Below are 22980 nucleotides of genomic sequence, written 5' to 3' on the forward strand. Positions count from 1 at the left end.
GCGACCTCAAACAAAAAGACATGAAATCAGATAAAACAAGCAGCAATACAGCGCGGTGTTAAACAGCGCCGGATGCCAGACAAAATCGTAAATCCCCGTCGGCTGCAGCAGGCGGCGCATGAGGAAAAACAGCGCCAGCGACACCAGCAGCTCGAAAAACACCGGCGGAAACGACAGTCCGAAGATGACCATAACCGGAAGCAAACTCATCACTTTTTCCTTATTGTTCACTGCGCCGGGGAAAGACAGGTCTCGCCATTCACATTCTCTTTACATTTTAGCGTGCGCGCGCCACAAATCTTGACCAGGCAGCTTGTCCAGGTCACGAACCCGAAAAAAGGTTAAACTTTGGGGCAGACATCCACGACAGGGATTGCGAGGGTGCCGGAGGAGCGGCAGGATTGCGTTGCCGATCGCTCTCGCACGTTGGTAAGGTCTATTCACCCGACCACGTTATATTAGCCTGCTTACTATCAAGGCATCAACAATCTGTGATCTAAATCACTTTTAAGCCAGAGTGAATAATGGAAAGATTAAAACGGATGTCGGTATTCGCCAAAGTGGTTGAGTTCGGGTCGTTTACCGCGGCCGCGCGCCAACTCGGCATGAGCGTTTCATCGATCAGCCAAACCGTCTCGAAACTGGAAAATGAGCTGCAGGTCAAGCTGTTGAACCGCAGCACGCGCAGCATCGGCCTGACCGAGGCCGGCAAAATCTACTATCAGGGCTGCCGACGCATGCTGCAGGAAGTCAGCGAAGTGCATGAGCAGCTGTACGCGTTTAACAATACCCCCGCCGGCACGCTGCGCATCGGCAGCTCATCCACCATGGCGCAAAACGTGCTGGCGAACATGACCGCCGAGATGATGAAAGAGTACCCTGGCCTGACGGTCAACCTGGTGACCGGCATTCCGGCGCCGGATCTGATCACCGACGGGCTGGATCTGGTGATCCGCACCGGCGCGCTGCAGGACTCCAGCCTGTTCTCCCGCCGCCTGGGGCAGATGCCGATGGTGGTGTGCGCCGCCAAAAGCTACCTCAGCCAGCACGGCACGCCGCAGAAGCCGAGCGACATGGTCAACTTTTCCTGGCTGGAGTACAGCGTGCGGCCCGACAGCGAATTTGAACTGATGTCGCCGGAGGGCATCACCACGCGCATTTCCCCGCAGGGGCGCTTCGTCACCAACGACTCCTCCACCATGATCCGTTGGCTGAAAAACGGCGCCGGCATCGCCTACGCCCCGCTGATGTGGGTGATCGAAGAGATCAAGCGCGGCGAGATCGAGATCCTGTTCAAAAGCTACCATTCGGATCCGCGGCCGATCTACGCGCTCTATACCGAGAAGGACAAACTGCCGCTGAAGGTGCAGGTGTGCATCAACTACCTAACCGACTATTTCGAACGCGTGGCGGCGGTCTATCAGGGCTATCGTTGAGCGGCGCCCAAATAGCGGTGCGCCAGCGCGCCCAGCAGCATCAGCGCCAGCATGCCGAGGCCCCACAGCAGCCAGATGGCGTAGCCCGCCCAGTTCAGCAGCAGAGGAAAATAGCTCGCCAGCCCGCTGCCCAGCTGTTTCAGCCACGGCAACCAGGCGTCCAGCACCGCCTGCGGCACCAGGCTCAGCGCGCCGTTCACCGGCAGCGATGCGCCGCCGGCCGCTTCCGCCAACGCCGGGAGCCAGGCCAGCACGCCGGCTACGCCCCAGGCCAGCAGCGTCCATAGCGCCATGGCGCCCAGCAGCAGCGCTAGCGTCCAACCGCCCCGGTTCACGGCACACCGCCGCCGCACTGCGGGCAAAAGCGGCTGCCCGGCGGCAGCGGCGCGGCGCACTGGCCGCAGGTGGCGCTCAGCGCGGCAAACGGCTGACCGCAGCGGTGGCAATAACGCGCGCCCGATTTATTCACCGCCTGGCATTCCGGACACTGCGGCCCCGGCTCGCCATGCTGGTTATAGCGGTTGCCATGATGCCCGCCGCCGTGGCCCGCGCGCTGATGACCGCGGTTAATACCGCCTTGCCCCAACAACCTTTTCAGTAAGCTCATCCCGCCTCTCCTCTGTGCATTGGCGCTGAAGCTCACTGTAAACCCTGGAGTAACCTCCAGGGTAAAGCCCGGCGAGCAGGCTTTACGTTTCATTACATCGTAAAAGTGGCAAGGCTTTGATGCCGTTAACAAAAGCACCATCGGCATTATCCCACGCCGCCGCGCTGCGTTATGCTGCGGGAACCTCTCCCTGCATCAGGAATAACCATGAAAAAAATCATACTGGACTGTGACCCGGGGCATGACGACGCCATCGCCCTGCTGCTGGCCTGGGGCAATCCGCAGATCGACCTGCTGGCGGTCACCACCGTGGTGGGTAATCAGACGCTGGACAAAGTGACGCGCAACGCGCTGGCGGTGGCGCGCATCGCCAATATCACCGGCGTGCCCTTCGCCGCCGGCTGCCCGCGCCCGCTGGTGCGCAATATCGAAGTGGCGCCCGATATCCACGGCGATTCCGGCCTCGATGGCCCGGTGCTACCGGAACCCCACCTGCAGCTGGACTCGCGCCACGCGGTGGATCTGATCATCGATACGGTGATGGCCCACCCGCCCGGCAGCGTAACGCTGGTGCCGACCGGCGGCCTGACCAATATCGCCATGGCGGTGCGCAAAGAGCCGCGCATTGCCGAGCGGGTCAAGGAAGTGGTGCTGATGGGCGGCGGCTACCATGTGGGCAACTGGAGCGCGGTGGCGGAGTTCAATATCAAAATCGATCCCGAGGCGGCGCACATCGTGTTTAACGAAAAATGGCCGCTGACCATGGTCGGGCTGGATCTTACCCACCAGGCTTTGGCCACGCCGGCAGTCTGCGCGCGCATCGCCGCCCTCGGTACCCGGCCGGCCGCCTTCGTCGGCGAACTGCTGGCATTCTTTGGCCGTATGTACCAACAGGCGCAGGGCTTCAGCGCCCCGCCGGTACACGATCCTTGCGCCGTCGCCTACGTGATCGATCCGAGCGTGATGACGGTGCGCAAAGTGCCGGTGGATATCGAACTCACCGGCACCCTGACGCTGGGCATGACGGTCGCGGACTTCCGCGCGCCGCCACCGCCGGACTGCCACACCCAGGTGGCGGTCAAACTGGATCAGGATAAATTCTGGGATATGGTGGTGGATGCGCTGGAACGGATTGGCGAAGTGGAGTGAGGTCTGTGAAGCGTGGATTAACGCGCTTTTACAGGCGCGTTAATCCGTCTTGCGGCACGGCAACAGGGATAGGGGGATCATCACCCCTTTATTTCCACAGCAACAGAACAATCTTAATAAAATGGATTTAAATAAAATTTAAAAACAACCAATAAAAAACAAGAAGAGTCTTAATGAAAATAAATACATATTCAATGAAGAAAATATAAAATAAAAAATAAAAACAGCGGTAAATAAAACCACGATCGCCGTGCCGTCATTGGCAACAACGATTTAACAAGAAAATGCTTATCTCATTGGCTACATCGTCTGTCGGCCCAAGTGTTCGTTGTCGCACACACGGCGTTTTACTCCATACAAAAAAATCCCAATATTTTGATTTAAATACAAAAATAAAATAAAAGATTAAAAATTGACTGGAGCAAGGTGAATTTGAGAAAATGACAACCCTGTTTTTTCAAACAAATAAAACACCCTTTGCAGGCAACTGAAATACGGCTTACCCCTTTTTATATAAACCGTCCCCGCGCTCACAGGGGAAAAACTTATTTATCGCTTCAACAGGAAGTCTTTTCAATTTCCATAAAAAATTTTAGGTATTGAAGCTTCAGCGAATTTAAACACCAGGATAAGGATAGGGAATCCTAATAATATGCATTCAATGATCGATATCGAAACATGGCAGGTTCACCATGACCGATAAAACCGCCATTAACGCACCGGCTATCGCCGTGCTGCCCCTGCTGCTGATCTGGATGGCGGCGATCCTGCCGTTCTATCACCCCAACATGGGCGGCGGCGGCCTGGCGCTGCCGCAAAACATTCTGGCCTGGAGCGCCATGGCGCTGACCACGCTGATCGTGACCTTCACCGTTTGCCTTGGCCGTACCCGTCTTTCGCTGACCCCCACGGCACGCCTGTTGCTGCTCGGCATCGCCGTATTGGCGCTGCCGCTGCTGTATACCCGCGCCGAGTGGCGCGAAGACGCCCTGTGGCGCTGCGCCGGTTTGCTCGGTGGCTGGCTGTTCTATGTCGCTTGCCTGCAGCTGCGCCTCACCACCCGGCAACGCGATCTGTTGCTGTACGGCCTGCTGTTCGCCGTAAGCGTTCAGGCATTGCTGGCGGCGCTGCAGCTGTTCGCCCCCGCGCTGGCCTGGGTGGCCCCCAATGGCCGCCGGGTCTACGGCGTCTTTCAGCAACCGAACGTGCTGGGCAGCTTTATCGCCACCGGGCTGGCTTTGGCGCTCTGGCTACTGCTTGCCCCCCTCTCCACGCCGACGCGGCGGCGGCAGCTCCCGCTGCTCGCCCTACTGGCCGCTTTCTCCGCCCTGCTGGTGCTGATCCAGTCGCGCGCCGCCTGGCTGGGCGGCGCCCTGGCGGCGGCGCTGCTGCTGTGGCGTTTTGCCCGTCAGCGCCCAGGCGCAAGCCGCTGGGCCGGCGGCGCGCTGCTGCTGGGCGTGGCGATCGGTACTACGGTGTTGTTCACCGGTTTCGGTCTGGATGGCCGCGCCGGCCTGATCGGGCGGGAGCTTTCCAATAGCGCTCGCCTCACCATGCTGCATGACGTCGGCGCCATGATCTTGGCCAAACCGCTGCTGGGCTGGGGCTACGGCGGCTTTGAATACAGCTTCGCGCACTTCCGTCTGCAGGAAATGCCCTGGCGAGAAGTGCTGGAAGTCGCCGGGCATCCGCACAATGAAATCCTGCTGTGGTGGGTTGAGGGCGGCCTGCCAGCGCTGGCGGGGATCGTTATCGTCCTCGTCGCCGGTGCGCTGCTGTTGAAACGCGCCTGGCAACGGGATCGCGAGCAGCCGGCCGGTGCGCGCGTCGGGCTGTTTCTGGTGCTGTTGCCAATGCTGGTGCACACCCAGTTGGAATACCCTTTCTATCTGTCTGCGCCGCATTGGCTGGCGTTTCTGCTGCTGCTGGCGCTGCTGGACGGCCAAACCGGCGAGCCCCGCCCACTGCCGTTCGCCAAAGCCCTGAGCCTGCCGGTGGCGATGGCGGCCATCGGCGTGTTGGTGATGGCGATCTTCGCCTGGCAAGGGCGCATGGCGCTCACCCAATCGGAACGCACCATGCTGGCCTCCATCGACAGCATCGAGCAGATGCCGCCGCCGGCCGCCTGGATCTACCGGGAGCGCAAAACCTTCGACGAGCAATCTCACGCGCTGCTGGTCTATAACCAAACGCGCGATGATGCCCTGCTGACCGGCTATCGGCAGTGGGCCAATGCCTATCTGCAGCGCCGTATCGACGCCAACGTCTATGCCACGCTGATCATGATTTTGCGTTATCAGGGCGCTCAGGCGGAAGCAGACGCCCGCCAGCGGGAAGCCGCTTTCCTGTTTGCGCGGGATGCGCGGTTTAGGTAGGAAGAATAAGGTGAGAGCGCGTCGCTCTCACCTGCCGTCTTAAGATTAACGCGGCAAAATAGCGCACGTTTTATCCAGCAGCGATTCTACCGAGGCGCGGTTGCCGACGTCCCAGCCGCGCTTCGAGGCCAGCAAGATAAAACCCCGTTGGCCGGCAAACGTGGTCGGGACGACGGCCACGCCATACTCCGCCAGCTGCGGCGGCGACAGATGAAAATAATCCGCAAGATCCTTAATCGGGTAGATGCCCATCGCGGCCGGCTGCATCACGCGGCGGGCATAGTAGGTGTGGCGCAACAGCTTATCCGGCAAGGGGCGCCATTGTTCCTGTATGTAGGGACGTTCCGCCTGCAGCTGGCGCCGCACATCCTCGCGCAGACAGGTCAGGTGAATGTGCAATTGGTTCTGGCTGCGGCCGTAAGCGGAGTTGATCGCCATGCCCAGCCTGTCGTCCGGCACCGGCCCGCCATACTCGGCGGCCAGCCGGTAACGCATCAGCCATGCATAGCCAAAATAGTCCGTTCGTTCTCCGGCCAGCAGCAGCGGGCTTTCAATGCCGGAAAGCGGTGCCGTCGGCACCAGAATGAAATGATAGGGATAACGCGGGTTTTGCAGCACGCTAAAGCCCTGCGCTTTCCCCTGCGGCATATAGATCTGCTCACACGGGGCCGGATCGCGCTTTTGCTGATAGTTGGCCATGCAGAGCTTATCGACCACGCCCCACAGCGCATCGGAACGGGCGCAGCCCGTCAGGGACAGAACGCCCAGCAACAACAGCCAACGCAGGGCGGAGAAAGCCCAACGCGCCATCCTCGTATTGTTCCGTTTTTTCGCCACGTCAATTTCATTCCATCACTGGGCGCAGGCACGCCTGCAAGGGCCGCAACATGGGGAATGGATAAAGGAGCCAGCGCGTGGCTCCTTGAGGAAAGATTACGCCGTGCCGCCGACGGTCAGCGTATCCAGTTTCAGCGTCGGTTGGCCGACGCCCACCGGCACGCTCTGGCCTTCCTTGCCGCACACGCCCACGCCTTTATCGAGCGCCAGATCGTTGCCGACCATCGAGATCTGCTGCATCGCCTCGATGCCGGAGCCGATCAGCGTCGCCCCCTTCACCGGTTTGGTGATGCGGCCCTTCTCGATCAGGTAGGCTTCGGTGGTGGAGAACACGAACTTGCCGGAGGTGATGTCCACCTGGCCGCCGCCAAAGTTCGGCGCGTACAGGCCGTATTCGACGCTGGCGATGATCTCTTCCGGCGTCGATTGGCCCGCCAGCATGTAGGTATTGGTCATGCGCGGCATCGGCAGATGCGCGTAAGACTCGCGGCGGCCGTTGCCGGTCGGCGCGACACCCATCAACCGCGCGTTGAGTTTGTCCTGCATGTAGCCTTTCAGCACGCCGTTTTCGATCAGCACGTTGTACTGGCCCGGTACGCCTTCGTCGTCGATCGCCAGCGAGCCGCGGCGCCCTTGCAGGGTGCCGTCATCCACCACGGTGCACAGCTCGGAAGCCACCAGTTCGCCCATATGGCCGCTGAACACCGAGGTGCCGCGCCGGTTGAAATCGCCTTCCAGGCCGTGCCCCACAGCCTCGTGCAGCAGCACCCCCGGCCAGCCGGCTCCCAGCACCACCGGCATATTGCCGGCCGGCGCCGCCACCGCGCCGAGATTGACCAGCGCCATGCGCACCGCTTCTTTGGCATAGGCATCGGCGCGCACGTCGCCGTCGACGGTTTCCAGGAAATAGTCGTAACCGAAACGGCCGCCGCCGCCGCTGGAGCCGCGCTCACGCTTGCCGTCCTGCTCCACCAGCACGCTGACGGAGAGCCGCACCAGCGGGCGAACGTCCGCCGCCAGCGTGCCGTCGGTGGCGGCCACCAACACCTGCTCGTAAACGCCGGTGATGCTGGCGTTCACTTCCTGCACCCGCGCATCGGCGGCGCGCGCCACTTTATCGACGCGGTGCAACAGGGCGATTTTCTCTTCGCGCGGCAGGCTTTGCAGCGGATCGAGCAGCGGGTACAGCGCCCGGTAACCGATTTCGCCCAGGGTGTGCGCCCGCCCGTCGCCCTGCTCGCGCACGATGCTGCGCGCCGCCTGTGCGCTCTGCTGCAGCGCATTCAGGGTGATCTGATCGGCATAGGCGAAACCGGTTTTCTCGCCGCTGACGGCGCGCACGCCGACGCCCTGGTCGATATTGTAAGAGCCATCCTTGATGATGCCGTCCTCGATCACCCAGGCTTCGTGATAGCTGGACTGGAAATAGAGATCGGCGTAGTCGATACGGCGTTCTGCCAGTTGACCCAGTACCGAGTACAGGTCTTGATGACTCAGCTTGTTGGTAGCGAGTAACTGCTCACTGACAAACGTCAGGCTCATAATGGTTTCACTCTTGATTGGAGGATAACGTGTCAGACGGCGCCGTCAGCGACGTCTGGAATCGATTGTGCTGCAGCACCGGCATCTGTTGCCGCAGGGGCTGCAGGCTTGTGGTGTCCACGCGCACCTTCAGCGCCGCTACGGCGTCCGGGTTCTCGGCCAGCACCTTGCCCCAGCCGTCGACAGCCAGCGTGTGGCCCCAGGTGCGGCGGGTCGGCCCGTGGCGCCCCACCTGCGCCGGCGCCAGGATCATGCACTGGTTTTCGATCGCCCGGGCGCGCAGCAGGATTTCCCAATGCGCCTCGCCGGTGACCCGGGTAAAGGCCGCCGGCACCGAAATCAGTTCAGCGCCCTGCGCCCGCAGCGCCTGGAACAGCGCGGGGAAGCGCAGATCGTAGCATATGGTCATGCCCAAACGCCCGACCGGCGTATCCACCACCGTCAGATGCTGCCCGTGCTGGTAGGTATCCGACTCGCGGTAGTGGGCGTGGGCGTCGTTGATGTCCACATCGAACATGTGCAGCTTGTCGTAGCGGGCGCGGATCTCGCCCTGATCGTCGAACAACAGGCTGCTGGTGGTGATAAGCTCCGGGTTTTCGCGGCTGATCAAGGGCATCGAGCCCACCAGCAACCACACGCCATAGCGGCGCGCCAGTTCGCGCACCGCGTTCTGCAGCGGGCCATCGCCCTGTTTTTCCGCCTGTTGGCGATAGGCTGCGGAGTTGGCGAACAGCAGCGCGTTCTCCGGCGTCATGACCAGTTTTACCCCGGCATTGAGCTGCTTGATCTGCTGTTCAATCTGGGCCAGGTTATCGCGCACCTGATCGCCACTGCACAACTGCAACAACGCAACGTTAGCATTCCTCATGACGCCTTATCCTCCTTTGCCTTACGAAGTACCTCATTGATCTTCGGCTGGTCGAGATCGCCGCTGATATGGTAACGAATCAGCGAAATCTTGCTCCACAGCGGCCCCAGCACCTGCGAGGCGGCGAACACCGCCGCGCCGACGATCGGGTTAACGACAAACGCCGTGGCCACGCCGACCGTCGCCGAAATCGCCGGCGCCACCACCGCTTCCATATCGATGCGGCGGCGCGCCAGATCGATCTGGCCACTCATGGCGATATCCGCCGCCAGGCCGTCGATCAATAGATTATCAGTATGCATTATGCCATCTTTCAGCCAGGCGGTGCTGCGGATGGAATCAAAGTAGAAGCCTTTGCCGAAGGTATCGCTGAAATCGAACTGCAGCTTGCGCAGCAAGGCGTCGAAGCTGACCAGTCGCAGCAGCTGGCCGGCGCGGCCGCCGCCCATGCTGTCGATCTCGCCCTTGCCCATTTTGACCTGCAGCGCGCCGCTCAGCGTATTGACCTGCGGCTGCCACGGCGCGCCGCGCCAGTACAAATCGAAGTCCACGTCGTAAGGCGCGCCTTTCAGCGGGATGGTGATGCCGAAGAAGGCGGCGGTTTCATCGATCTTGCCGCCGAGCAGCTTGCCTTTCAGCGAGCTGCGCTCTTCCTGCGCGTTCTGCTTCCACAGGCCGGTGGCGCTCATGCGCCCTTTGCCGGTATCGACCAGGCCGTGATCCAGCGTCAGGGTATCGCCCCGATTGCTCAGATCCGCCTCGACCTTGCCGAGGTTCTGCCCCAGCACCCAGCACGACTTGCAGCGCAGCATCAGCGAAGGCCAGTCGCGGAAGCTGACTTTCTCCGGCGGCGGTGGCGGCGAACCCGCCGCGCTTTTCGTCTCGGCGAACTGCGGGTTGTAGTACAGGTAGTTGATATCGGCGCGCCACGGCCCGCGATCGGCCACCCGCAGGCTGCCGTCCACTTCATCGCTCTTGGCGCTCACCACGGTGGCGCCCAGCTGTTTTTCGGCCGACAGCGTCAGCTTATGCCAGGCCTGGCCGCCCAACAGCAGCTGCGGCGTGGTCAGCGCCACGGTGGTGGGGAAGCTGAAACCGCCCACCTGACCGCTGCCGCCGCCCTGTTTCAGCGCCGGCGCCAGCAGCGCCAGCCATTGCTCGCCGTCCAGCGCCGGCAGGTTCAGCGTCATCGACTTGCCGGCCGGCAGCGGCGGCGTGCCGCCACCGTTGGTTTGCCAGGCGGCGCGCGCCAGATTCACCTGTTTTTTGTCGAAGCTCCATTCACTGTTGAAGCGGTTCTGCTTGCCCGCACTGCCGGTCAACATGAAGCCGTTAAGACCGCCTTTGACCTTGACGCTCACCGGCAAGGCTTCGCCCGGTGCCTTGTCCAACGGCGAAGGTAAGTGACTGCTCACTTTCCTTAGGTCTGCGTCAAGGCCGATATCGTAGCTGGCCGAGCCCTGATGCGGCAACGTGATGGCCACCTGACTCTGCCAGGGCGCGCTGCCGCTGAGCGCATCGGCGGCCTCTTTCGGCAGGCCGGGGAACTTGCCCGGCTGCCAGTCGCCCTTCAGGCCGACGTTGACCTTGTAGTCACGCTCGCCTTCCTGGGTGGTGAAGTTGACCGCCACCTGCTGCCCGAACCAGTTGGCCGACAGCGGGTCGCTCTGCAGGTTGCCGTTGTCGAAGCGGAACTTGCCGCTGAGCTTTTGCAGTTCGCTGTCCAGCGGCTTGATCAGCAACGAATTGTTGTTCAGCGCCACTTCACCGGTGGCTCTGACCTGCTCGCCGTCCAGGGGAATATCGAGATGTAAGCGCCCACTGACATCACCGCCAATCTGCAGCTGATCCAGCGCCGCCCCCAGCGAATCGTGCAGCGGCGTCTGCATGAAGTAGTCGTGTATGTCGCTGCCCGCACCCGCGACTTCGGCGTCGATCAGCAGCCGCTCTTTCAGGTAATCCGGGATCACCGCGCTGATATTTTTGCCCGCCACCTTGCCCAGCCGGGTTTGCGGCGCATGCATCCACAATCCCTCGTTGGCGAAATCGAGGTCGATCGCCAAATCGGTCAGCGCCGGCCAGCCCGGTTGGAACTGGAAGGTGGCGTGGCGCAGCGGCACGAAGACTTCGAGCTGCCCTTCGTTCTTACGGTACGGGAAGTGCTGCGGATCGCCGGAATAAATCAGCGTGGCGTTATCCACCTGGCCGCCCTGAATGGCGCCGCTCAGGTAGTCCACCAGATGCTTGCCCATCAGCGGTTCCGGGAAATAGCGCCAGGCCTCGGCGCCGTCATACAGGCGGATGCCCGCCAGGATATTCAGCCACGGATCGCCCTTGGCCGGCTGCTGATAACGGAAATCGCCGTTGACCCACAGCGACTTCGCCTTGACGTCCAACCCCTGGCTCGCCAGCTCCCAGCCTTGATCGTTGTAACGCCAGGTCAGCGCGCCACGCGCGCTGCTGATTTCAAGCGGCGCACGGAACATATCGCCGTAAGGCAAGGTGCTGCCTGCCAGCCCCAGCGTCAGGCGGCCGTTCTCCACCCCGCCGCTCAACGCGCCGGAGAAGTGGTTGACGCCGGGCAGCAGCTCCCAACGCTGCCAGCTAACATCGCGCCACAGCGCCTGGAAACGGCTCTTTTCCGGCTGCTTCAGCGGGATGTCCAGCGCCAAGGCCTCCATCGTCCCCTGCGGCTGCAGATCGTTCCAGCGATCGAGCACGTCCGGGCTGAGGAACGAGAAGGTCGGCAGCAGCGCCGACAGGCGCTCCAGCTGAAGGTTAGTCGCGCGCACCCGCAGCTCTTCATTCTGCGCCGGCCCCATGAACTCGGTGTTTTCCGGCAGCCACAGGGCGGAAAGCGTGCCCTGCGGCCAGGCCTGGCCGTCGGTGCTCAACCGCAGCTGCGGCACGTCGAGCTGCCAACCGGTGCCCTGGCGGCGCAGCGACAGCGCCAGATTGTCCACGTCCAGCCGGTGCTGCGCGGCGCCGATATCCCAGTTGGCCGCCCCCTGCTTGAGCAACGCATGGCCGCCGGCAATCTCGCCGTTCTGCACCTGCAGCCAGGCCGCCAGGCTGAAGTCGGCGCTTTCCAGCCCGGTGTTGGCGCGCAGCCAGCGGGTAAACCAGGGTTTCATGTCGATGTTATCGGCCTGCAGATAGACCGTGCCGGTGTCCAGCAGGCCCTGATTATCGCGCAGGTCCATGCGCAGCTGCACCACGCCGTGCTGGCCGTTCAGCGTCGACAGGCTGATCTGCCCCTCGGCGCGGTGGCGCTCGCGGCCGTTAAGCCAGGTCAGTTGGGGAATGTCGAATTCGGCGCGCGCGCCGGCGGGCGTCAGGAACGAGATACGGCTGTCGCGCAGATCGAAATGGTCGAGCTGGCGCAGCATCAGATCGCCGATTTTGCCCGGCTCAAGGCCTTCGCCCTGCCGGTCGCCGCCCAGCGTGGCGTTCAGATCGAGGCGGAATTGATAGAAGGTCAGATCGCGGAACTGCCAGCGCCAGTGCAGCAGCGATTGCCACACGTCCAGCGCCAGCGTCACGCGTTCGATATGCACATCGCTTTTGGGCAGCGTAGCGCTCAGGTTGCGCATTTCAAGCTGTGGGCCGAACGTTTCCCAGCTGCCCTGCAGGAAATCCATCTGCACGGGCACGCCGGACAGCTTCTCCACCTGCGCCAGCAGTTGGGGACGGTAGTCGTTCAGCTTCGGCAGCATCAGGCGCAGCCCGCTGATCAGCAGCGCCACAATCACGATTAGGGTGGCGCCTGTTGCTAACAGAATCCCAGGCAGTCGCCTCACGCAGTTCTCCTTGCTCCGCTGCCTGGCAACGGGAATATCTATGCACTGACGGGCCCGGCATGCCGGGCCCTTACGATGTCGGACGGGCTACATCATGACGACGTCGAACTGCTCCTGGCTGTACAACGGTTCGATCTGCACCTTCACCTGTTTGCCGACGAAGATCTCCACTTCGGCCAGCGCATGCGATTCTTCGCTCTTCAACGCTTCGCCGACCGCCGCGGAGGCGTACACCAGGAAGCGATCGGAATCGTAAGCATGGTGCACGCGCACAATCTCGCGCAAGATCTCGTAGCACACGGTTTCCACCGTTTTCACGGTGCCGCGCCCATTGCAAGTAGGACAATCGTGACAGAGCACATGTTCAATGCTTTCACGCGTGCGTTTACGCGTCATTTCAACTAAGCCTAGCTGAGAGAAGCCGTTGATCGTGGTTTTTACCCGATCTTTACTCAACGCCTGCTCCAGCGAGTGCAGCACCCGGCGGCGGTGCTCTTCGTTGTTCATATCGATAAAGTCGATGATGATGATGCCGCCCAGGTTACGCAGCCGCAGCTGGCGCGCGATGGCCTGCGTCGCCTCGATATTGGTATTGAAGATGGTTTCGTCGAGGTTGCGGTGGCCGACGAAGGCACCGGTGTTGATATCAACGGTGGTCATCGCCTCGGTCTGATCGATGATCAGATAGCCGCCGGACTTCAGCTCCACCTTGCGCTCCAGCGCGCGCTGGATCTCGTTTTCCACATCGTACAAATCGAAAATCGGCTGGCTGCCGGTATAGAGCTCGAGCTTGTTGGTGATGTCCGGAATGTACTCGCCGGTAAACTCCACCAGCAGATCGTGCGTCAGCCGCGAATCGACGCGGATGCGATCCAACGCCGCGCCGGCGAAATCGCGCAGGATGCGCTGCGCCAGCGCCAGCTCGCCGTACAGTTTGTATTTGGTCTGGTTGCGCTTCTTGCGCTCCATCACCTTGGTCCACAGGCGTTTGAGGAACGCGGCGTCCTGCGCCAGCTCTTCCTCGCCGATGCCTTCCGCCGCGGTGCGGATGATAAAACCGCCCAGCTCGTCGCAGTGCGGCGCAACGATGGCTTTCAGGCGCTCGCGCTCGGCTTCGCTTTCAATGCGCTGCGAAACGCCGACGTGCGCCGCGCCCGGCATGAAGACCAGATAGCGCGAAGGCAGCGTGATGTCGGTGGTCAGGCGCGCGCCCTTGGTGCCGAGCGGATCTTTCACCACCTGCACCATCAGGTCTTGCCCCTGGCGCACCAGCTCGGCGATGTCGCGCACGTGGAAGTTTTTCCGCTCGTCGCCGGCGACGCATTCGGTATGCGGCATGATGTCGGAGGCGTGCAGGAAGGCGGCCTTGTCCAGGCCGATGTCGACGAACGCCGCCTGCATCCCCGGCAGGACGCGGCTGACGCGCCCTTTATAGATGTTGCCGACGATGCCGCGTTTGGATTCGCGTTCGATATGGATCTCTTGCAGAATGCCGCCATCGATATAGGCGACCCGCGTTTCAGACGGTGTGATATTAACCAGTAGCTCAGCTGTCATGCCTTCTCCTCAGAGCCGGTCGATAATGGCAGCGCCCATCAACCGGTTCTTACATCACGTAATGCGACAAAATTACTGAGCAGCTCATGTGTTTCGACCAGCGGCAGACCAACCACCGCGTGATAACTCCCGGTTATCGTTCTGACGAAACAACCACCCTTTCCTTGAATTCCATAGGCGCCCGCCTTATCCATCGGTTCGCCCGTAGCAATATAGTCGCGGATATCCTGTTGTGACAGGCTGCGGAACGTCACGTCGGTCACCACCAGCTGGCAGCGCACGTCGTGGCGATCGGCGATCGCCACCGCCGTCATCACCTGATGCTGCTTGCCGGACAGCGCCGCCAGCATGTCCGCCGCATGGGCTTCGTCGCGCGGCTTCTCCAGCACCCGGCCGTTGAGCACCACGATGGTGTCGGCGCCCAGCACCGGCCGATCTTCCTGCGCCAGCGCTACGCCGGCTTTGGCCTTGTCCTGCGCCAGGCGGCGCACATAGGCTTCGGCGGCTTCGCCTTCCCGGCGCTGCTCTTCGGTATGCGTCAGCAAAATGTCGAACGACACGCCGAGCAGGGTCAGCAGTTCACGTCGACGTGGGGAGCCGGAGGCCAGATAAAGCGAAGTCATTGAGATACCCTTACTGTACGGCGAACTGACGGCGGATTTTGCGCATCAACAGGAATAACCACGGCCACAAAATGCCGTTTACCACACTACTCCAGAACACCTCTGGGCGGAAAGAGACGTTGATCACTAAAAACTCAGCCCAGAACACCACCACGTCCATCGACAGCGACAGCAGCACGACGATCAGCGCCTGTTGCCACAGCGCCATATTGCGGAACAGTTGGAATTTGAACGCCACCAGATAGGCGATGATGCCCAGCGCCAGCGCGCGCACGCCCAGCGTAGAGCCGAGGATCAGATCCATGATCAGCCCCAGCACGAAGCCGGTGCCGACGTTGACCCGGTGCGGCAAGGCCATCACCCAGTAGATCAGGATCAGCACCAGCCAGGAAGGGCGGAACATGTAGATCTGCTCCGGCCACGGCATGATTTGCAGCACCAACGCCACCAGGAACGACAGCCAGATTATCCAGCGCCCGTGGCTGCGGTAGCTATTCATGGCACCACTCCCGCCGCGGCAGGCTGAGCTTGGGGCTGGACAGAGGCCGGAGCCGTGGTTTGCGGCGCCACCCCGGTGGCCGGAGCCGGCAGCTGCGGCCCGACGGAGCCGGCAGGCGGCAGCACCTGCGGCATCATCTGCATCAGGCGTTCATTGGCCACGCGGTGCACTTCGTCCGGCGGCAGCGGCATGTCGCCGTTGCGATCGGCGCCCCACAGCAGCAGCAGGTAGCGCAAGCGCTGCAAACCGGCGGTCGGCCGCGCCTGAATCACGGTGTAAGCGCGCTGGTTGTCGACCTTGACCGAGGAAACCACCGCCACCGGATAGCCTTCCGGGAAGCGGCCGCCGAGGCCGGAGGTGACCAGCACGTCGCCAACGCGGATATCGGTGTTGTTCGGCAGATGCTCCAGCTGCAGATCGTCGGCGCAGCCGCTGCCCGCGGCGATCACCCGAATATCGTTGCGCAGCACCTGGATCGGCAGCGCGTGCGAGGCGTCGCAGATCAGCAGCACGCGGCTGGTGACTTTCGCCACCGCCACCACCTGGCCGACCACGCCCTTGTCGCTGATCACCGGCTGGCCTTCATAGACGCCATTGTCCGACCCTTTGTCGATCACCACCTGATCGCTGTAAGGATCGGAACCGGTGGAGATAACCTGGGTGACCATCTTGTGTTCGTCCTGGCGCAGCGGAGAACCCAGCAGCTCGCGTAAGCGGGCGTTTTCCTGCTTGAATTGGCCAAGAAGAAGAATATCGCTGTTTTTCAGCAGCAGTTCCTGCCGCAGAGCGCGGTTTTCCAGCTCCAGCTGTTGGCGGGTGGCCAGCGTTTCTGACACGCTGTCCAAAACTTTACGCGGCCCGTTGGCCAGAAAATAGAAAGGGCTGACTGCGGTGTCCATGTAGTTGCGTATCTTCACGAACGTGCCGAGCCGGCTGTCGGCAACGATCAGGCCAATGGCCGCGATCACCGCCAAAAAAAGTCGCAGTTGCAGGGAAGGCCCCCTGCTAAAAATCGGCTTCATAAATTATGCGAGTTCCTCGACAACAGAAAGAGGAACCGTACCTGATTTTCGCTGTGCGCATTCATCCGATACGATTCCTCCTTCCAGGGGCTGACTATTCTTCGCTGAACAAATCGCCGCCGTGCATGTCGATCATTTCCAACGCCTTGCCGCCGCCGCGCGCCACGCAGGTCAGCGGATCTTCCGCCACCACGACCGGGATGCCGGTTTCTTCCATCAGCAGGCGATCGAGGTTGCGCAGCAGCGCGCCGCCGCCGGTCAATACCATGCCGCGTTCGGAAATGTCGGAGGCCAATTCTGGCGGGCACTGCTCCAGCGCAACCATCACCGCGCTGACGATGCCGGTCAGCGGCTCTTGCAGGGCTTCGAGGATTTCATTGGAGTTCAGGGTAAAGCCGCGCGGTACGCCTTCGGCCAGGTTACGGCCGCGGACTTCGATTTCGCGCACTTCATCGCCCGGATAGGCAGAACCGATTTCGTGCTTGATGCGCTCGGCGGTCGCTTCGCCGATCAGCGAGCCGTAGTTGCGGCGCACATAATTGATGATGGCTTCATCGAAACGGTCGCCGCCGATGCGTACGGAAGAGGAGTACACCACGCCGTTCAGCGAGATCACCGCCACTTCAGTGGTACCGCCACCGATATCCACCACCATGGAACCGGTCGCTTCGGAGACCGGCAGACCAGCGCCGATCGCCGCCGCCATCGGCTCTTCAATCAGGAACACTTCACGCGCGCCGGCCCCTTGGGCGGACTCGCGGATAGCGCGGCGTTCAACCTGGGTCGCGCCGACCGGCACACAGACCAGCACGCGCGGGCTTGGACGCATGAAACTGTTGCTGTGAACCTGTTTGATAAAGTGCTGCAGCATTTTTTCGGTCACGAAGAAATCGGCGATCACGCCGTCTTTCATCGGGCGAATAGCCGCGATGTTGCCGGGGGTGCGGCCCAGCATCTGTTTGGCGTCATGACCGACGGCCGCGACGCTCTTTGGGGAGCCGGCACGATCCTGACGAATGGCAACCACCGAAGGTTCATTCAGTACGATGCCTTGCCCTTTAACATAAATCAGGGTATTGGCGGTACCCAAGTCGATGGACAAGTCGTTGGAAAACATGCCACGAAATTTCTTAAACATAACGAAAGGATAATCCTGCAAGCTGGGGGCGGAAAATAAAATCCGCCTACTTTACCAACCACACGAAGCAGCGACAAGGCGCAAAAACGTTCTACTTCGGTGAAAAATAGTCTGTATTGTTTCTGCTCGAATGCACGGAAATTGGATGAGGCCTGAATTCCCTGAACAAAGGCTCAGTTTACCACCCTGTCAACGCACGAAACGGCGTAACACAGCTCATAAAATCTAACATATTCCCTGATTGCCGCCGATGGTAAGCACCTACCAACGCCAACCAGATAAAAGCTGACAAGAGCCTATCTCAAATAGGCGTCGTTGTCGCAGGCAGATTGGAGAAAACTCCAAAATGACGGGTGACATGGCCCAGATGGATCTGGCGCTCATTCTACGTCAATTTTTGTCCGGCAATCAGCTTAAACGCGATAACGACGTGAATATTTTTTACGCCCCGGGTCGATCGGTTCCGGCGGCGCGAAAAAGTCGCCCTGCCCGCCGTGGATCCCGCGCTCTTTCAGCGTCTGCCACTCGTTGCGCGTGCGTACGCCGGCGGCGAACACCTGCGCGCGCGTGCCCGCGCAGGCGCCGGTCAGGCTCTGCACGAACAGCTGGTTTTCGTCCCGCTTATCGATGCTCCGCACCAACCCCGGGTGGAGCTTGACGATCTCCACCTGCAGCGACTTGATATAGGACGTACTGACCACGGTTAAACCCGCTTTGGACACCGCGAGGCGGCAGCCCAGCCCTGACAACAGCCTCAGCACCGGACGCAAACGGTCGATATGTTGACACACATCTGCCTCCGCAAGTTCAATCAGAATTCGCCGACGTTGACTTTTTTCGCACTGCAGCAATGTATCGCGCAGCCAGCGCTGGAAAGAGCGCTGCAAAATCGAGTCCACGCACAGCGGAAACGCCAGCGTTTCCTCGGGCCACTGCGTCAACAAGGGAATGATGCGGCTCACCTGTTGGCGATCGTAACTTTCCGCCAGCCCGAGCTGCTGCACCAGCGGCATATATTCCGCCGGCAGCAATTCCTGGGTGCCGTCATAGATCCGGCTCATGATCTCGCGATGGTGCACCTCGCCCCCCACGGTCACCGCCGGTTTCTGATACAGCCGCGGGCCGCCGCGCGCCAGCACCTGTTCCAGCAGCGTGCGCCATTTGACGCTGCCGCGCCCCTTTTCCGGCACCTGGCTGTCGTACACATACCACCCGTTTTCGCCCTGCAGCGTAGCGTGGCGCGTCGCCTGCTCCGCATAATCGATCACCTGCTCGGTGGTTTGACCGCTGCGGTACGCCACGATGCCGATGTGCAGGAAGGCCTCGCGGTCGATCAGCGCCGTGGAAGGCAAGGCATCGATGGCGTTGACCAGCTGTGAGGCGATGCCGTCGGCCTCCTTCAGGGTTCGATGCGGCAACAACACGGTAAAATCGCTGTGGAAGTAGCGCGCCAGCAGCGCCGACGGATAGCGCATGACGAAGGTAGACAGCAGATTGACCAGCGAATACATCAGCTCCTGCACCGCCACGCTGCCGTGCGTCTCGCGCAGGGTCTCGAAATCGGGCAGCCGCACCATCATCACGATGCCGTGCGAGCCTTCGTCTTCCAGCTGAGTGGTCAACTGGTTATCGAAGAACAGGCGATTATTCAGCCCGGTTTTGGCGTCCTGCGCGGCAAAGGCGCGGATCAGCGTATCGACCCGGCTGCGCTCTTCCCGCGCTTCCGCCAGATCGGCCAGCAGGCGGTCGAGCGCGCCGCTGACGTTGGCCGGCCACTCACGCACGTCACCCTGCATGACGTTTTCGCGTTCGCCGTTCAGAATGCGCCGCGCGCGGCGTTCCAGACGATCTTCGCCGTCGGCCTGCTCACGCAGCCAGCGCAGGCTGAACAGCAAAACCACCACCATCACGACGATCGACAGCGTGACGGCGGCGGTGGATTGCAGCGTGCGCACATCGCTGGCGAAGGGATCGCGGTAGGTGATGCGCAGCGTGCTGCCCGGATGCTGCAACAGGGGACGCGAGACCTGACGATAGCCGTTCAACGCATCCCAGTGCTCTTTTTCCTGCGTCGGCAATTGATAGTCGAGCAGTTGGCTGCTACCGGCCTCTATGTGGATCGACACGATGCCGAGCGTGCGCATGACGATCGGCAACCATTTTTCCTGCTCCTGCGGCGGCTCGCTCAGCATGGCTTGATCGAGAGTGGTGACCAGCGAATCCAAGCGGCGCTCCTGGCGATCCTGGGTAACGTAAAAGAAGCTGTATGAGCATCCCATCAGCATCAAAAACATCGCCAGCGCGACCAACAGAGTGATCAATGCAGAGAGTTTGGTGGTAAATCGCATCCCTGTGCCTTGTCCGCTATGGTTAAGTGAGTGTTCACCCTTTAGCTAAAAGGGGCCGTCCAACCCTAACAAGCCTTGCCGAGGAATTAAACCTGCAAGCGCCATTTTTGTCCTTTATCAGGACTTGGGCCGCTTATTATGCATATAGTCAAATAACTGTGATTCAGCCATTGAATAGAAAAGTGTAAACGAGAGGAAGAGTGACATGCGTGCACTGTTATTGGAACAACAAGACGACCAAACTCTGGCTCATATCAAAGATATCGACAGCGATCGGTTGCCGGAAGGCGATGTCACCGTCGACATCAACTGGTCCAGCCTGAACTACAAGGACGCGCTGGCGATCACCGGCAAAGGCAAGATCGTGCGCAACTTCCCGATGGTGCCGGGCATCGACTTCGCCGGCACCGTGCGCCACAGCCGCGACGATCGCTTCAAAGAGGGACAAAGCGTGGTGCTCACCGGCTGGGGCGTGGGCGAACACCACTGGGGCGGGTTGGCCGAGCAGGCGCGCGTCTCCGGTGAGTGGCTGGTGCCGCTGCCGAACGGCCTGGATGAGCGCAAGGCGATGATCATCGGCACCGCCGGCTTTACCGCCATGCTGTGCGTGATGGCGCTGGAGGAAGGCGGCGTGCACCCGGACGACGGCGATATCCTGGTCACCGGCGCCAGCGGCGGCGTGGGCAGCACCGCCATCGCCCTGCTGGCGGCGCTGGGTTACCGGGTGACCGCCATCAGCGGCCGCGACAGCAATACCGACTACCTGAAAGCGCTCGGCGCCAAAGAGGTGATGCCGCGCGATGGCTATATCGACATGCCGCGTCCGCTGGAGAAACAGCTGTGGGCCGGCGCGGTGGACACCGTCGGCGACAAACTGCTGGCGCGGGTGCTGGCGCAGATGAACTATAACGGCACCGTCGCCGCCTGCGGCCTGGCGGGCGGTTATCAACTGCCGACCACCGTGATGCCGTTCATTCTGCGCAACGTGCGCCTGCAGGGCGTGGATTCGGTGCATACGCCGCTGCATCGCCGCCAAACCGCCTGGGAACGGCTGGCCGGCATTCTGCCGGACAGCTTCTATCAGCAGGCCACGCACGAAATCTCCCTCGAGCAGGCGCCGGCCACCGCCGCCGCGCTGTTGAACAACCAAATCACCGGCCGCACCCTGGTGAAAATCCGCTGACCTTCTCCCCCCGGCGACGGGGGGATCGCCCGCTTCTGCGAAATTTCATATTTTCCTGCGTCCCCTCGCTTCCGGCCGCCTTTAGCGCCATGCTTATTTCATGGAGACCCGTTAGCCGCTCGCAGGCGGCGGGAATCAGTCGCGGAGAACATAAGCATGAACAAACACCCGAAATTGACCGAGGCCGACGTCACGCCGGAGAGCGTATTCCACCAGCGGCGCAAGGTGCTGCAGGCGCTCGGCATCACCGCCGCTTCGCTGGCGCTGCCCACCGGCGCACAGGCGGACCTGCTGTCGTGGTTCAAGGGCAACGATCGCCCCAAGGCGCCGCCGGGCAAAGCGCTGGAATTCAGCAAACCGGCCGCCTGGCAGGCGCAGCTGGCGATGACGCCGGAAGACAAGGTCACCGGCTACAACAACTTCTATGAGTTCGGCCTCGACAAGGCCGATCCGGCCGCCAACGCCGGCGGGCTGAAAACCGAAGGCTGGAAAGTGCGCATCGACGGCGAAGTGGCGAAGCCGATAACGCTGGATATCGACGATCTGATGAAGCGTTTCCCACTGGAACAGCGCATTTACCGCATGCGCTGCGTCGAGGCCTGGTCGATGGTGGTGCCGTGGATCGGTTTCGAACTGGGCAAGCTGATCAAGCTGGCCGAACCGAACGGCAACGCGCGCTACGTGGCCTTCCAGACGCTGTACGATCCGGAGCAGATGCCCGGCCAGAAAGATCGCTTTATCGGCGGCGGCCTGAAATACCCCTACGTCGAAGGGCTGCGGCTGGACGAGGCGATGCATCCGCTGGCGCTGCTGACCGTCGGCGTGTACGGCAAAACCCTGCCGCCGCAAAACGGCGCGCCGCTGCGGCTGATCACGCCGTGGAAATATGGCTTCAAAGGCATCAAATCGATCGTGCATATCCGTTTGGTGCGCGATCGGCCGCCGACCACCTGGAACCAATCCGCGCCGAACGAGTACGGTTTTTACGCCAACGTGAATCCGCACGTCGATCATCCGCGCTGGTCGCAGGCCACCGAGCGTTTCATCGGCTCCGGCGGCATTCTCGACGTCAAACGCCAGCCGACGCTGCTGTTCAACGGCTATGCCGACCAGGTGGCGTCGCTGTATCGCGGCATGGATCTGCGGGAGAATTTCTAAGTGCGACTGACGCCTGTTCATATCAAATGGCTGAAAGCCGCCCTGCATCTGGCGGCGTTTCTGCCCTTTCTCTGGCTGGTACTGGCGGTGGATCAAGGCTGGTTCAGCGCCGATCCGTCCAAGGACATCCAGCATTTTACCGGCAGGATGACGCTGAAACTGCTGCTGGCCACGCTGGCTATCGCCCCGCTGGCGCGCTACGCCCGCCAGCCGCTGCTGATCCGCTGCCGCCGCCTGGTGGGGCTGTGGTGCTTTGCCTGGGGCACGCTGCACCTGATAAGCTACTCCACGCTGGAACTGGGGCTGAGCAACCTCGGCCTGCTGGGCAGCGAGCTGGTGAACCGCCCTTATCTGACGCTCGGCATCCTCACCTGGCTGATCCTACTGGCGCTGGCGGCCACCTCGACGCTGTGGGCGATGCGCAAACTGGGCGCCAAATGGCAACTGTTGCACAACTTCGTCTATCTGGCGGCGATCCTCGCCCCCATCCACTACCTGTGGTCGGTCAAAACGTTTTCCCCCCAGCCGTTCATCTACGCGCTGCTGGCGGTGGCGCTGTTGGGCCTGCGTTACAAGAAATTCCGCGCCTGGTGGCGCTGAACTACGCGGCGGCGCGCGTTATTGGTACGGAAAAACGCGCGCCGCCGGCGGGAACTTTTTCTGTGTTCCAGCGCTCATATTCCTGTCACGGATCCCCGAGTTCGTCGATTTGGGGTTGAATATCTTCGCTGATAAGACCAGTATTTAGCTGCGAATTGCTACGATATCGTTATAATGCCCGACCTTGTTTCTATTCTCAGGGTGAATTTGCCCCTTAACAGGTGACAAATCGATAACA

Annotated in this window: 19 protein-coding genes; 6 read left to right on the top strand and 13 right to left on the bottom strand. The window is 61.4% G+C overall.

All coding sequences use genetic code 11. The features are described from left to right. Nucleotides 1–6: 6 nt before the first annotated feature. The gene (aaeX, locus tag ACJ8HB_RS22895; protein ID WP_039569422.1) at nucleotides 7–210 is read right to left on the bottom strand and encodes a p-hydroxybenzoic acid efflux pump operon protein AaeX; all 204 of its coding nucleotides are present in this window, start codon (nucleotides 208–210) and stop codon (nucleotides 7–9) included. A gap of 314 nt (nucleotides 211–524) precedes the next feature. Here aaeX and aaeR point away from each other — a divergent pair, with 314 nt between their 5' ends. Continuing rightward, entirely contained in the window at nucleotides 525–1436 is a 912-nt protein-coding gene (gene aaeR / locus ACJ8HB_RS22900) for an HTH-type transcriptional activator AaeR (protein ID WP_025304394.1), read from the top strand. On the opposite strand, the gene ACJ8HB_RS22905 is transcribed toward aaeR, so the two are convergent. Beyond that, nucleotides 1427–1771 (bottom strand): hypothetical protein, encoded by a 345-nt coding sequence (locus ACJ8HB_RS22905; protein WP_047570401.1) that lies wholly within the window; start codon nucleotides 1769–1771, stop codon nucleotides 1427–1429. The two genes, aaeR and ACJ8HB_RS22905, sit on opposite strands and share 10 nt — an antisense overlap. Next, complete coding sequence (locus tag ACJ8HB_RS22910; RefSeq protein ID WP_033648979.1) at nucleotides 1768–2043, bottom strand: zinc ribbon domain-containing protein; 276 nt, start codon at nucleotides 2041–2043, stop codon at nucleotides 1768–1770. Before ACJ8HB_RS22910 ends, ACJ8HB_RS22905 begins: the two co-directional genes overlap by 4 nt. Nucleotides 2044–2250: 207 nt before the next feature. Here ACJ8HB_RS22910 and uriH point away from each other — a divergent pair, with 207 nt between their 5' ends. Further along, complete coding sequence (uriH, locus tag ACJ8HB_RS22915; protein WP_047570399.1) at nucleotides 2251–3192, top strand: uridine-preferring nucleoside hydrolase UriH; 942 nt, start codon at nucleotides 2251–2253, stop codon at nucleotides 3190–3192. A 692-nt stretch (nucleotides 3193–3884) separates the two neighbouring features. Next, nucleotides 3885–5567, top strand: a complete 1683-nt coding sequence (locus ACJ8HB_RS22920) for a PglL family O-oligosaccharyltransferase (RefSeq protein ID WP_094860185.1) — start codon at nucleotides 3885–3887, stop codon at nucleotides 5565–5567. Between the two features lie 45 nt (nucleotides 5568–5612). On the opposite strand, the gene ACJ8HB_RS22925 is transcribed toward ACJ8HB_RS22920, so the two are convergent. From ACJ8HB_RS22925 to csrD, 10 genes are all read right to left on the bottom strand, one after another. After that, nucleotides 5613–6377: a CDP-diacylglycerol diphosphatase gene (locus ACJ8HB_RS22925; RefSeq protein ID WP_047570395.1), complete on the bottom strand. Its 765-nt coding sequence runs from the start codon at nucleotides 6375–6377 to the stop codon at nucleotides 5613–5615. 123 nt (nucleotides 6378–6500) lie between these two features. After that, on the bottom strand, nucleotides 6501–7946 hold the full coding sequence (tldD, locus tag ACJ8HB_RS22930) for a metalloprotease TldD (RefSeq protein WP_047570394.1): 1446 nt from the start codon (nucleotides 7944–7946) through the stop codon (nucleotides 6501–6503). A gap of 7 nt (nucleotides 7947–7953) precedes the next feature. Then, the gene (gene nit1, locus ACJ8HB_RS22935) at nucleotides 7954–8814 is read right to left on the bottom strand and encodes a deaminated glutathione amidase (RefSeq protein WP_033636170.1); all 861 of its coding nucleotides are present in this window, start codon (nucleotides 8812–8814) and stop codon (nucleotides 7954–7956) included. Next, nucleotides 8811–12614 (bottom strand): AsmA2 domain-containing protein YhdP, encoded by a 3804-nt coding sequence (yhdP, locus tag ACJ8HB_RS22940; protein ID WP_094860186.1) that lies wholly within the window; start codon nucleotides 12612–12614, stop codon nucleotides 8811–8813. Before yhdP ends, nit1 begins: the two co-directional genes overlap by 4 nt. 87 nt (nucleotides 12615–12701) lie before the next feature. After that, a complete protein-coding gene (rng, locus tag ACJ8HB_RS22945; RefSeq protein ID WP_016930237.1) occupies nucleotides 12702–14171 on the bottom strand; it encodes a ribonuclease G in 1470 nt (489 codons plus the stop codon). Nucleotides 14172–14209: 38 nt separating this feature from the next. Further along, nucleotides 14210–14794 carry a Maf family protein gene (locus ACJ8HB_RS22950; RefSeq protein WP_004936921.1) on the bottom strand — a complete coding sequence of 195 codons (585 nt, stop codon included), beginning with the start codon at nucleotides 14792–14794 and terminating at the stop codon, nucleotides 14210–14212. Between the two features lie 10 nt (nucleotides 14795–14804). After that, nucleotides 14805–15293: a rod shape-determining protein MreD gene (gene mreD / locus ACJ8HB_RS22955; RefSeq protein WP_004936918.1), complete on the bottom strand. Its 489-nt coding sequence runs from the start codon at nucleotides 15291–15293 to the stop codon at nucleotides 14805–14807. After that, a complete protein-coding gene (mreC, locus tag ACJ8HB_RS22960) occupies nucleotides 15290–16315 on the bottom strand; it encodes a rod shape-determining protein MreC (RefSeq protein ID WP_047570390.1) in 1026 nt (341 codons plus the stop codon). The genes mreD and mreC overlap by 4 nt, the downstream gene beginning before the upstream one ends. 94 nt (nucleotides 16316–16409) lie before the next feature. Then, on the bottom strand, nucleotides 16410–17453 hold the full coding sequence (gene mreB / locus ACJ8HB_RS22965; RefSeq protein ID WP_003855260.1) for a rod shape-determining protein MreB: 1044 nt from the start codon (nucleotides 17451–17453) through the stop codon (nucleotides 16410–16412). Between the two features lie 413 nt (nucleotides 17454–17866). Further along, a complete protein-coding gene (csrD, locus tag ACJ8HB_RS22970) occupies nucleotides 17867–19801 on the bottom strand; it encodes an RNase E specificity factor CsrD (RefSeq protein WP_047570384.1) in 1935 nt (644 codons plus the stop codon). A 205-nt stretch (nucleotides 19802–20006) separates the two neighbouring features. Between csrD and acuI the strand changes: the two genes are divergently transcribed. From acuI to msrQ, 3 genes are all read left to right on the top strand, one after another. Beyond that, nucleotides 20007–20984, top strand: coding sequence for an acrylyl-CoA reductase (NADPH) (gene acuI / locus ACJ8HB_RS22975; RefSeq protein ID WP_047570383.1), 978 nt, complete (start codon nucleotides 20007–20009; stop codon nucleotides 20982–20984). 156 nt (nucleotides 20985–21140) lie between these two features. Then, nucleotides 21141–22142, top strand: a complete 1002-nt coding sequence (msrP, locus tag ACJ8HB_RS22980; RefSeq protein ID WP_033636176.1) for a protein-methionine-sulfoxide reductase catalytic subunit MsrP — start codon at nucleotides 21141–21143, stop codon at nucleotides 22140–22142. After that, nucleotides 22143–22742 carry a protein-methionine-sulfoxide reductase heme-binding subunit MsrQ gene (gene msrQ, locus ACJ8HB_RS22985; RefSeq protein WP_041036869.1) on the top strand — a complete coding sequence of 200 codons (600 nt, stop codon included), beginning with the start codon at nucleotides 22143–22145 and terminating at the stop codon, nucleotides 22740–22742. It abuts the gene before it with no gap. The last annotated feature ends 238 nt before the right edge of the window (nucleotides 22743–22980 follow it).

It is taken from the genome of Serratia sp. CY27727 (assembly GCF_052169275.1).
Taxonomy (GTDB): domain Bacteria; phylum Pseudomonadota; class Gammaproteobacteria; order Enterobacterales; family Enterobacteriaceae; genus Serratia; species Serratia sarumanii.

Coding starts and splice junctions, on each gene's coding strand:
- nit1 (WP_033636170.1), bottom strand. CDS start 8,814: ATGAGGAATGCTAACGTTGCGTTGTTGCAGTTGTGCAGTGGCGATCAG.
- ACJ8HB_RS22910 (WP_033648979.1), bottom strand. CDS start 2,043: ATGAGCTTACTGAAAAGGTTGTTGGGGCAAGGCGGTATTAACCGCGGT.
- mreD (WP_004936918.1), bottom strand. CDS start 15,293: ATGAATAGCTACCGCAGCCACGGGCGCTGGATAATCTGGCTGTCGTTC.
- msrP (WP_033636176.1), top strand. CDS start 21,141: ATGAACAAACACCCGAAATTGACCGAGGCCGACGTCACGCCGGAGAGC.
- csrD (WP_047570384.1), bottom strand. CDS start 19,801: ATGCGATTTACCACCAAACTCTCTGCATTGATCACTCTGTTGGTCGCG.
- mreB (WP_003855260.1), bottom strand. CDS start 17,453: ATGTTTAAGAAATTTCGTGGCATGTTTTCCAACGACTTGTCCATCGAC.
- tldD (WP_047570394.1), bottom strand. CDS start 7,946: ATGAGCCTGACGTTTGTCAGTGAGCAGTTACTCGCTACCAACAAGCTG.
- acuI (WP_047570383.1), top strand. CDS start 20,007: ATGCGTGCACTGTTATTGGAACAACAAGACGACCAAACTCTGGCTCAT.
- ACJ8HB_RS22950 (WP_004936921.1), bottom strand. CDS start 14,794: ATGACTTCGCTTTATCTGGCCTCCGGCTCCCCACGTCGACGTGAACTG.
- mreC (WP_047570390.1), bottom strand. CDS start 16,315: ATGAAGCCGATTTTTAGCAGGGGGCCTTCCCTGCAACTGCGACTTTTT.
- ACJ8HB_RS22925 (WP_047570395.1), bottom strand. CDS start 6,377: ATGGCGCGTTGGGCTTTCTCCGCCCTGCGTTGGCTGTTGTTGCTGGGC.
- aaeX (WP_039569422.1), bottom strand. CDS start 210: ATGAGTTTGCTTCCGGTTATGGTCATCTTCGGACTGTCGTTTCCGCCG.
- uriH (WP_047570399.1), top strand. CDS start 2,251: ATGAAAAAAATCATACTGGACTGTGACCCGGGGCATGACGACGCCATC.
- rng (WP_016930237.1), bottom strand. CDS start 14,171: ATGACAGCTGAGCTACTGGTTAATATCACACCGTCTGAAACGCGGGTC.
- ACJ8HB_RS22920 (WP_094860185.1), top strand. CDS start 3,885: ATGACCGATAAAACCGCCATTAACGCACCGGCTATCGCCGTGCTGCCC.
- aaeR (WP_025304394.1), top strand. CDS start 525: ATGGAAAGATTAAAACGGATGTCGGTATTCGCCAAAGTGGTTGAGTTC.